The 8,233-nt window shown below is 66.7% G+C and carries 9 protein-coding genes; 2 read left to right on the forward strand and 7 right to left on the reverse strand.

Annotated elements, in window-relative coordinates; translation table 11 throughout:
• Positions 1-168 precede the first annotated feature (168 nt).
• Positions 169-597, forward strand: coding sequence for a VOC family protein (locus ACN6PJ_RS28245; protein WP_427999045.1), 429 nt, complete (start codon positions 169-171; stop codon positions 595-597).
• A gap of 20 nt (positions 598-617) precedes the next feature.
• Here the strand turns inward: ACN6PJ_RS28245 and ACN6PJ_RS28250 are convergent, their stop codons facing one another.
• The 3 genes from ACN6PJ_RS28250 to ACN6PJ_RS28260 form a co-directional block, all read right to left on the reverse strand.
• Positions 618-1,325, reverse strand: a complete 708-nt coding sequence (locus tag ACN6PJ_RS28250) for an ABC transporter ATP-binding protein (RefSeq protein ID WP_427999046.1) — start codon at positions 1,323-1,325, stop codon at positions 618-620.
• Entirely contained in the window at positions 1,322-1,429 is a 108-nt protein-coding gene (locus ACN6PJ_RS28255; protein WP_427999047.1) for a hypothetical protein, read from the reverse strand. The genes ACN6PJ_RS28250 and ACN6PJ_RS28255 overlap by 4 nt, the downstream gene beginning before the upstream one ends.
• 165 nt (positions 1,430-1,594) lie before the next feature.
• Positions 1,595-1,885 carry a DUF4148 domain-containing protein gene (locus ACN6PJ_RS28260; protein WP_427999048.1) on the reverse strand — a complete coding sequence of 97 codons (291 nt, stop codon included), beginning with the start codon at positions 1,883-1,885 and terminating at the stop codon, positions 1,595-1,597.
• A 319-nt stretch (positions 1,886-2,204) separates the two neighbouring features.
• Here ACN6PJ_RS28260 and ACN6PJ_RS28265 point away from each other — a divergent pair, with 319 nt between their 5' ends.
• Positions 2,205-3,305 (forward strand): hypothetical protein, encoded by a 1,101-nt coding sequence (locus ACN6PJ_RS28265; RefSeq protein ID WP_427999049.1) that lies wholly within the window; start codon positions 2,205-2,207, stop codon positions 3,303-3,305.
• Positions 3,306-3,333: 28 nt separating this feature from the next.
• On the opposite strand, the gene ACN6PJ_RS28270 is transcribed toward ACN6PJ_RS28265, so the two are convergent.
• From ACN6PJ_RS28270 to ACN6PJ_RS28285, 4 genes are all read right to left on the reverse strand, one after another.
• Complete coding sequence (locus ACN6PJ_RS28270; protein ID WP_427999050.1) at positions 3,334-4,419, reverse strand: helix-turn-helix transcriptional regulator; 1,086 nt, start codon at positions 4,417-4,419, stop codon at positions 3,334-3,336.
• Between the two features lie 270 nt (positions 4,420-4,689).
• Positions 4,690-5,820, reverse strand: coding sequence for an ABC transporter substrate-binding protein (locus ACN6PJ_RS28275; RefSeq protein WP_427999051.1), 1,131 nt, complete (start codon positions 5,818-5,820; stop codon positions 4,690-4,692).
• Positions 5,810-7,219 (reverse strand): sensor histidine kinase N-terminal domain-containing protein, encoded by a 1,410-nt coding sequence (locus ACN6PJ_RS28280; RefSeq protein ID WP_427999052.1) that lies wholly within the window; start codon positions 7,217-7,219, stop codon positions 5,810-5,812. Before ACN6PJ_RS28280 ends, ACN6PJ_RS28275 begins: the two co-directional genes overlap by 11 nt.
• A 2-nt stretch (positions 7,220-7,221) precedes the next feature.
• Positions 7,222-7,917: a response regulator transcription factor gene (locus ACN6PJ_RS28285; protein WP_427999053.1), complete on the reverse strand. Its 696-nt coding sequence runs from the start codon at positions 7,915-7,917 to the stop codon at positions 7,222-7,224.
• Between the last annotated feature and the right edge of the window lie 316 nt (positions 7,918-8,233).

The raw sequence follows: 8,233 nt of genomic DNA on the forward strand, positions 1-8,233 counted from the left end.
CTCGGGCAGGGGAGCGCGAAGAGCCGCGCACGCTAGATTTTGATAGACGAATAGCAATTTGTGAATATTTATTCCAAAATATTTTTTAGATTTGTTGCGGTCATCCCTCAGCGGGCAGGCCACGCTGCGGCGTTATATTCAAAAGCTCCCCCCTGACAGGAGCCCCTCATGCAGACCCATGAAATCCATCGTGGCCGGCTGATCGATCACATTCAACTGGTGGTGCGGGACCTGGCCGCCAGCCAGCGGTTCTACCAGGCGGTATTCGATGCCCTGGAGGTGCCGATGGGCGGCACGGGCGACGATTTCTTCTGGGCGGACGAACTGTTCGTGTCAACGGCGGACAGCAAGGCGGCGCTGGGACAATTGACGGGCCGTCACCATCTGGCGTTCCAGGCGCGCGACCAGGCGATGGTGAACGCGTTCTACCAGGCCGCGATGGCCAACGGCGGCAAGGACAATGGCGCGCCCGGCTTCCGGGACTACCATCCGGGCTATTACGGCGCCTTCGTGCTGGATCCGGACGGCAACAATATCGAAGCGGTGTTCCACGGCGAGGCCCAGCGCAGCGCGCCGTCGGTCAAGGTGACCTTCTGACGGCGCGGCGCGCTGGCCGGTCACACCCCCAGGTAGGCGCGGCGCAGGCCCTCGTCGGCAAGCAGGTCGGCGCCGCGTCCGGACATGACGATTTCGCCGTGTTCCAGCACGTAGCCGCGCTCCGCCATGCTTAGCGAGCGGTGCACGTCCTGCTCCACCAGCAGGATGGTGATGCCGCGCGCGTTGATGAGCGGCAGCTTATCGAAGATGTCCTTGACCATGATGGGCGCGAGCCCGAGCGAAGGCTCATCGAGCAGCAGCAGCCTGGGCGAGGTCATGAGGGCGCGGCCGATGGCCAGCATCTGCTGTTCGCCGCCGCTGAACGAGCGGGCGAGCTGGCGGCGGCGTTCGCGCAGGCGCGGGAACAGCTGGTAGACCCAATCCAGGTTCTCGCGGCTGCGGCGCTTGTCGCGCAGCACGTCGGCGCCGACCCGCAGATTGTCCTCGACGTCCATGTGGCCGAACAGGCGCCGGCCCTCCATCACCTGGGCCATGCCCAGGCGGGCGACCAGATGGGCGGGCAGGCCGCTGATGCGCTCGCCCATGAAGCGGATCTCGCCGGAGAGCGCGGGCAGGGAGCCCATGACCGTGCGGATCAGCGTGCTCTTGCCGGCGCCGTTGGCGCCGACCAGGCTCACGACCTCGCCTTCTCCGACGTGCATGTCCACGCCGCGCAGGACCTGCACGTCGCCGTAGCCCGCGTCCAGTTGCCGTATCTCCAGCATCATGCCGCGGCCTCCCCGAGATAGGCCCGCACCACCAGCGGGTCGTTGGCGACCTGCTGGGGCAGGCCGTCGGCGATCTTGCGCCCCTGCTGGATGACGACGTTCAACCGCGCGTACCGCGCGCGCTATGGCCGCACGCCGGGAAGCGAACGGGGGGCCGCGCCGGCCGGGGAAGGCAGGCGCGGCTGAGGCGCCGTCAGGCGCGGGAGAGCAGGCCCGAGCCCATTCCCGCGCGCCGCGCAATGGCATATGCGCGCCTGCCGGGGATTTCGTCACTGGGTCCGGACCGGGGGCGCCGCAACGGGTTTTACCGTATCCACGTACTTCTTGTAGCTCGCGAGATATTCCGGACTGTTCACGTCCGGCGTGTTTTCGCTGCTCCAGTTGTTTTCCAGGCCGGCCTGCTTCCAGGCGGCCAGGTCGCGCGCGACGTCCTCGCGGGTAACCGTGGTGTTGGTGTCGGGCGGGCTGGCGGACAGTTGCGCGCTTGCCGGGCCGGACAGCAGGGCGGCGGCCGCAAGGGCGGCAGGCACGGCGGCGCGGAACAATAGGGCGGTCTTCATGAAGTGCTCCTCGATGGCAAGAATGAACGCAGCATTGGGCCCGGTGTCCTTGGACTCACGGCAGGGCAGTCTTGGGCAAGGACAGCTGCGCGACCGGCACGGCCTCCCCCTGGCTTCATGCCTTCGGATCCATCGTAGGGCGTAGCCGGCCGGCGGCGCATACCCAAAATGAAGTACGCTCGCTGCCGGCGAGGAAGACGCGAGCCCTGAAGGGAAAGCCAGGCCGCTTGCGCGTGGTGAGGGCGAACACGGATTCCAGCCCGCCGACGAATAATGGTGTCAGACTAAGATCCGACTCCCCAATCAATCAGGTGTGCCTATGTTGACGATCTTGGGCTTATTGACTGCGCCGCTCGCGATTGCAGTGTTCATCTGGGGAAGCATCGTCGTTGTGCCTTGGGTGTGCCGACTGGCCGTCAACGTCACGAGACGGTTTTCGTTGTTTTTTGCCAGAGTTCTGATGAGGAAGCTGGAGCCAATCAGTGCGGCCCGAAGCTACACGTTCTCTGGTTTGTATGCTTTCGGATTCCTTTTCCTTCTTAGATTGCTCTACACCTATTCAGCGCTGCTCTTTACGTCTCTGGTCTTGATCGGGTATGTGATTGTCGTGTTGGGGCTGTCTGCTTCGCTGATCGTGAGATTGTTGGATTCCAAGAAGATCTGGGCGGATGTCTTGATGAAGATCCTCCTGTTCGTTGTGCCTATCGTTGCAACCTTCTTGGCCAAAGGCTACGGCGCATTATGGGTAGGGGAAATTATCAGAGCGGACGCTAGAAATGCGTCGATGGCGCATGCCGCAGCAACCGGGTTCTTTGCGGTTTTTTTTGTGGCCGTGTTGTTGGCCTTCGCGGCAATCGTGTTCGAAGTGATATTCCTGGTCGCATTGGGAAGTTCGAGCAAGAAGGCAAAGCGGGGCGCAACCGGCGCGTGGAAATCGGTCAGGTGTATTTTTCGTGGGTGTGACGACTGGAATGAAAGAATCTATTTGAAGCAGGAGGCAAGGAGGTGGGGGTTGAGGATCCTCTTGCTCTGCACTTTCATCAGTTGCATCGTCGCGTTCAGCGCCAGTACATGGACAGTCGCCAAGTTTGGTCGGATCGCTCTCAGCGCCGCGGTTTTTGAATTTGACGCGGCGCCGGCCGACCGTTGTGAGTTGACGTCGAACGAAAAAACGCTGAGTGAGTTTTCGGTCGTGAAGGCGTTGTTCTTGAATGGCCAGCAGGAGAAGGCGATCCTGCTGGAGAGAGGCGGGAATCTCCTGGAGCCAGTAGCGCTCAAGAAGCTCCAGGGGGAAGTTCCTGACACCAGAGTACTGCGCCTGGGGCGGGTGGTCGCCTGTTACAAGACGGATGGTGTGGCCGAAATCGAACAAGGTAAAAAAACCGCGCAACAGCGGCCGGCCCTGACGATCCGTCCTTGACGGCTCTTGCCATGCCCGGGATGGCCGGCTACAGCAACGAGGCCAGTCTGACCAGTTCGGACTGGCGGCTGCACTCCATTTTGCGGAGGAGGGACGCGACCTGTTTGCGCACCGTCAGCACCGAGGCGTTGCGCAGCATGGCCACTTCGTCCACGCTGTGCCCGGTGGCCAGCCCCGCCAGCACGGCCGCTTCCGCGCGGGTGATGGCGAACACGGATTCCAGCCTGTCGATATTCGGGGGAGCGAATGCGCTCTTGCGCCGCATGCGCAGCAGCAGCATGCGTCCGCCAATGAGGTTGAGCGCCTCGGGCGCCATGCTGATGTCGAGCCAGAACAGTTCGCCCCAGCCGGAGGCCGAAGCCAGCGAGCGCCCCTGTCCGTCCCGCGCGACGGCCAGGCAGTGCGACTCGAACAGCGCCTGCAGCTTGCCGTCGGCGTGGCGCAGCCGTCCGCCACGCACGTGCCATCCATTTCCATCGTCCAGGTAGCGCGCGGCGAGCGTGGACATCTTGTCGACCATGGCGTCCTTGCTGATCAGCAGGACCGCCTCGCCGACGTCGGTGAACGCGCTTTCGATGGATCGCCATCCGATGGCGAGCATGCTTTCGCGCCGCGCCAACTGCTTGCGCAGCGCGCGGAAGTAGCCGGCATAGGCGCCGGACTGCAGCCGGTCGCTGGCCCTGGCGTCGACCGTCGAGCGCTGGAAGCCGACGGCCGCATGCATCACGGCGTTCGATTCGACGACCAGCGACAGGATCTGCGCCATGCGGTGCTTGACCATGAAGTCCGTATAGAACTCGGTGCGCTGAAGCTGTCCTCGCGCATACATCGTGGCGGTGTCCAGCCACGTTCCGCAAGGCGACAGCCGGGAATCCCGTTCGAGGACGTCGCAGCGGTAGTAGTGATTCTGATAGTCCGCGGCGCAGGCTTCCGAGAAGCCGATGGCGGACAGGTTCAAGAGGTTGTGCCGCGCGTCGAAGACGATGAGCGTGCCGCTGTCGGCGCCCACCATGTCGCGCGCGGTGCGCAGGATGTCTTGCCACGGCGGATCGGGGTCGGCAAGGTGGCTGACGGCCTCGGTGGCCCGCCGGACCGCAATCGGGTGCTGGGCCATTTGGTGCCTCCGGCTCTGGTTCAGGCAGCAGCCGCTGCCGCGCATCGCAGATTGTTGTGGACGGCTCCGGCCTCGTCGGGGGGAGCGGCGCGCGGCGAGGGTTCGTGCGCGCGGCGGGGTCGGGCAGTTCCGCGCGGGTGGCTGCCGGCCGCCGCGGATCCCATGGGAAATTATCCTCGCAAATCCGTGCCCCGGAGCAAAATCGCGGGCCCCGCGGGGTGCTGCCGGCCGGCCGCCGGCGCCGATCTGGTGCGCCCGCACCGGATTGTTTCAATCAACCGCGCCGCCGGGGCCGGGGCCGCCCGCGGCCGGAAGGCCGGTTACATCCTTGGCGGCTGGCTGGATCGCCGCGCGCCAGAGGTCCAGGAAGTGCTTTTTCTTCAGCGGATCCAGGTAGACCAGCAGGCCCACGCCCAGGCCGACGGGGCGCACGCCGGCGGCGGCGATGACCGAGGCGCTCACCGGCCGCATGCCGGACTGCTCCGAGACCATCTCCTGTCCCCGTGGGGACAGCAGGTAGTCGAGAAACAGCGCGCCCAGGTCCGCGCGCGGCGCCTGCCGCGGAATGATGGCCGAGCGCGACAGCATCAGCGTGTAGTCCTGGGGGTAGATGATGGCGAGCGGGGCGCCCCGGGCAATGCGGTGCCGCGTATAGGATTCCAGCAGGTTGTAGGCCAGGGTGATTTCGCCGCGTTCGAGCCGGTCCAGGGCGTGTTCCGTCGACTCATGGACCGTGACTCCGTTGCGGCCGAGGGCGGCCAGGAGCGCGCCGGCCATGCTGTCCAGGCGCGTGTCCTGAGTGGCGGCCAGATAGCCGATGCCGCTGCCCTCGACGTCATAGGTGGAGATGGCCCCGGCCAGCGGCTGGCCGGGCGCCTGGAGCAGGGACAGCAGTTCGCGCCGCGTGCGCGGTGCGCGCGCCGCATCGAGCCTGTCCGTGTTGTAGACCATGACGATGGGATCGGTGCCGATGCTGAAGACTTCGTCGCGCCAGTTGGCCCAGCCGGGCAGGGCGAGGGTCGCGGGCGAGACGTGCGCCTGCGCATAGCCGTCGTTGACCAGCTTGGTCTGCAGGTCCATGGCGCTGCTGATGATGATGTCCGGGCCGGCCTTGGCGGCGGGCGCCTGCCAGGCGCGCGCCACCGCCTGCGCGTACAGGTCTTGGGTGGACAGCTCGGTGTACTCCAGGCGGATGGCGGGGTTCAGCCTGCTGAAATCCTCCAGCACGCCGCGGAACACCTGCACGCTGTTGGAAGCGTGCACGACGAGCACATTCTTGCTGCCCGCGGGGCCCAGCGCCAGCCCGCTGCCGCTGGTTTCGGCGCACGGGCCGGCGATGGGCAGGAGCAGCGCGGCCGCGGCGGCGAACCGGCGCAGGGCGGAGAAGGCCTTACGCATCATGCGGGATCCCCGGCAGCGTGATCACGGCTTCCAGGCCGCCGCCCACGCGGTTGCTCAGGGCCAGCCGGCCCTGGTGGATATCGACGACGCGCTTGATGATGGACAACCCCAGGCCGGCTCCCGGCGCGCGCGGATTGGGGCCGCGGGCAAAGCGCTCGAAGGCCGTGTTTGCCAGCGCGGGCGGGATGCCGGGGCCCTGGTCGGATACCGTGATGCGCCAGTCCCGCCCTTCCGGTTCCAGCCGCACGTCGATGTGGCCGTCCTCCGTGGCGCCGTGGCGCAAGGCGTTGTCGATGAGATTCTTGAAGGCTTCGCGCAGCATCAGGCTGTCGCCCATGACGCGCGGCGGGTTCGCGGCGCCGGCATCGGGCAGGCGCAGGCGGACATCGGGCTGGGGATCGGCTTGCGGAACGGTGTCGTACAGCGCCTGGCCGAGCAGCTCGGCCAGGTCGACCGGCTGGAATTGCCTGACGTTGCTGCGATGGATGACGCTGGCGTCGCTCAGCAGCTGGTTGACCAGGCGCGAAAGCTTCCCGGCGTTGCGCAATACCGCCAGCAGGCTGCGGCGCTGCTCGGCGGGATCTTCCTCGTCCAGCGCCACCTCCATCTGGGCGTGCAGGGCGGCCAGCGGCGTGCGCAGCTGGTGGGCGGCTTCGGCGATGAAGAGGCGCAGCGTGTCCAGGTTCTCCGAGAGCCGCGACATGAAACCGTCCAGGGCGTGCACCAGGGTGTCGAGCTCCTCGGGCACGGGCGCCGCAATGGGATGCAGATCCGACGCGCTGCGGCCGGCCAGTTCGCGTTCGATGCGCCGGATGGGCGAGAGCGAGCGCTGCAGGCCCCAGTAGGCGAGCGCCAGCGCCGCGGCGGCGAAGCCGATCAGGGCCAGCGTGCCTTTCCAGAGTATCCCTTGCGCCAGCGCGTTGCGGGCTTCGCGCGTCTGGGCGACCTCGATGACGGCCGTTTCGGCATCGCGCGGGCCGGCGATCTTGCGCTCCATCCAGGCGATGCGCACGGGCTCGTCCTGGTAACGGGCCTCGAACAGGCGCGGCGTATCCGCGGGGCCGGCTTCGCCGCGCCCGGGCGGCGAAGGCAGGTCCGCGTAGCCCGAGACCAGTTCGCCGTCGGCGGCGGTGACACGGTAGAACACGCGGTCGCGCGGCGCCTGTTCCAGTAGCGCCAGCGACGCGTAGGGCATGTCCATGCGCCATTCCCCCTGCACCAGCTGCAGGCTGTCCGCGATCGACAGCACCGACGCGCGCAGGAGCTGGTCGTAGGTGGTGTCGGCGGTCTGGTGGGCATAGCCGCGCACCAGCAGGTAGAGCGCCGCCAGCGCGGCCGCGAACAGGGCGAGCAGCGTGGCCAGCAGGCGGCGGCGGACGGAAATGCGGCCGTGCTGCACGGTCAGGGCGTATCGGAGCGCTCGGCCGCGTCGTCGGCGGCCGTGAGCAGGTAGCCGGTGCCGCGCTGCGTTTCGATGCGCAGGGGCGAGCCTTCCAGTTTGCGGCGCAGCCGCGCGATGTAGACCTCGATGGCGTTGGGGGCGGCGTCGTCGTCGAAGGCGAACAGCTTGCTGGCGATTTCAGCCTTGCTAACGGCGCGGTTCATGCCCGCCAGCAGGATTTCCAGCAGGCTGTATTCGCGCTTGGGGAGATCGACGCGCTGGCCGGCCAGGGTGACCTGGCGCGCGGCGCTGTCGATGACCAGGTCGCCGAAGCGCAGCACCCCCGTGGCCTGGGCGCTCGGCCGGCGCAGCAGGGCGCGGCAGCGGGCTTCCAGTTCGCGGAAATCGAAGGGCTTGGCAAGGTAGTCGTCCGCCCCGGTATCCAGGGCGTGGACGCGGTCTTCGATGTCGATACGGGCCGTCAGCGCCAGCACGGGCGTCTTGCTGCCCCGGTCGCGCAGGCGGTGCAGGATGTCGAAGCCAGACATGCGGGGCAGGCCGATGTCCAGGATGACGAGGTCGAAGGTTTCGTATTGCAGGACTCCGTCGGCGCCGAGGCCGTCGCTCTGGGCATCCACGGCATGGCCGAGCCGGCGCAGCCGGCGCACGATGGCGTCGGCCAGGTCCTCGTCGTCTTCGATCACCAGTATGCGCATAAGGGAATTGTCGCATGGGGGGGGTGTGTTGCCCCCACGCCGCGCTCGCTACGCTCGCTTGCTGCGCCCCAAGGGGGCGCTTCCGCCTTGGGACGGCACGGCGGCGGAAGGAGCCCCCACGCCGCGCTCCGCTACGCTCGCCTGCTACTGGAAAAAACGACAGGTTGTCGACAGCTTTTGTTCCTAGTCTTGCGGTCCTGCCTCCCCCGCCGGAGGCATCGCATAACAACGACGAGTCGGAGATAACCCTCATGCTATTGACCCTGCTTGGCTTCGGCATGGTGATCACGTTCATGACGCTGATCATGACCAAGCG

It is taken from the genome of Achromobacter sp., assembly GCF_050285585.1.
Taxonomy (GTDB): Bacteria; Pseudomonadota; Gammaproteobacteria; order Burkholderiales; family Burkholderiaceae_B; genus Achromobacter.